This is a genomic window from Adlercreutzia caecimuris B7 (assembly GCF_000403355.2).
Lineage (GTDB): Bacteria > Actinomycetota > Coriobacteriia > Coriobacteriales > Eggerthellaceae > Adlercreutzia > Adlercreutzia caecimuris.
The window spans coordinates 244,349-245,586 of the sequence record NZ_KE159646.1 but is presented as its reverse complement, the minus strand read 5'-3'; the positions used below and the strand labels follow the sequence as shown (position 1 = coordinate 245,586).

Annotated in this window: 1 protein-coding gene; it reads right to left on the bottom strand. The window is 63.1% G+C overall.

Translation table 11 applies throughout. The annotated features are described in order from the left end of the window. Window positions 1–1,088 (bottom strand): glycoside hydrolase family 25 protein (locus C811_RS15660; RefSeq protein WP_016308444.1); only part of this gene is annotated, 1,088 nt, incomplete at its 3' end. Between the last annotated feature and the right edge of the window lie 150 nt (window positions 1,089–1,238).

Below are 1,238 nucleotides of genomic sequence, written 5' to 3'. Positions count from 1 at the left end.
TTCGACGCATGGTTCTTGCCGCCGTTGAGCTTGTAGACGACCTGATAGCTTGTCGGACGCACCGCAGTGGCCGAGGCCTCCCGGTAAGCGAAGTTCACATCGCAATAGGTCTTAGGTGTACCGTTGACCTTACCAATGGGCGTGAACTGCCAAATGTCGGTGTTGGCCACTTCAGAGCTGCTCGTGCCGTTGGAATAGCGCGCCACCCACCGCGACCAACCGTTAGCCGCCATGGTGTCCGGGTCGAAGACGGCGTGATCGTCTTTCAGAACCGAGTCGAACCAGTACTGGTTCGCGTAGATGCCCACCGAGTAGCCAGCAGCGGCAATGGTGCTGCAGAACGTGGTGGCGATGTCGCCCAGCACACCCCTCTTCAGCGTCGTTTGGGAGAAATCCTCCAGATCGAGGTATACCGGGTAGGCCAGATCGGCCGGCTCGATATCGTTTTCCCGCAGAACGCGCAGCACGTGCTGGGCCTCGCTTTGCGCCGAGGGCGCTGCGCCGGCAGCTTTGGGCGCGTAGGAATACAGGTAGACGCCTACGTCGAGGCCGGCAGCGCGAGCGCCTTCGTAGTTGGAGGCGAACCAGTCGTCGTCCTGGTCGGCGTAATCGCTCCCATAGCCGCAGCGAATGATGGCGAAGGTGACGCCGTCGGCCTTCACCTGATTCCAGTCGATGGGACCGGCAGCGCGGCCGCCGGGGTCGTTGTTGTGTTCGGAGACGTCGATGCCCACGGCAAGCGTGCCGGGCACTGAGACGATCGTGTCCTCGTCCGTGGGTTTGAAGCGCAGCGTGTAGTTGTCCTTGGTATTGGCGCACGTCCAGGTGTTCGCCACAGACGCCCCGTCGACGGGCACATCCTCCCAGGCCGCCAGAGGAGCAATGCCCCCATCTGGCCCGTCTTCTCCCTCCGGCGCTTCGGCGGAAGATACCGGCTCTGCCAGCACGCCATCGACGAAGCGCCAGCTGCTCGCCTGCTGGCCCGTGCCCCGATCGTATTCTGCCTCCGCCTCCTCGCCCAACGCCGGGACGGGAACCATCGCCGCAGCGAGGGCGATGACGAGAACGAGTCTGAGTGTCTTGTTCATTTCTGCTCCTTGCACACTCGGCAAACGAAACCCAGAAGCGCTTCGCCCCTCAACCCTAGACGCGCTTGGCATAGGCGAGATTGACCCAGCCGCCGCCCCTCACGTAGCCCCAGCCGCCCCTGATCTTGGTGATCCTGACCTTCTTGGCGT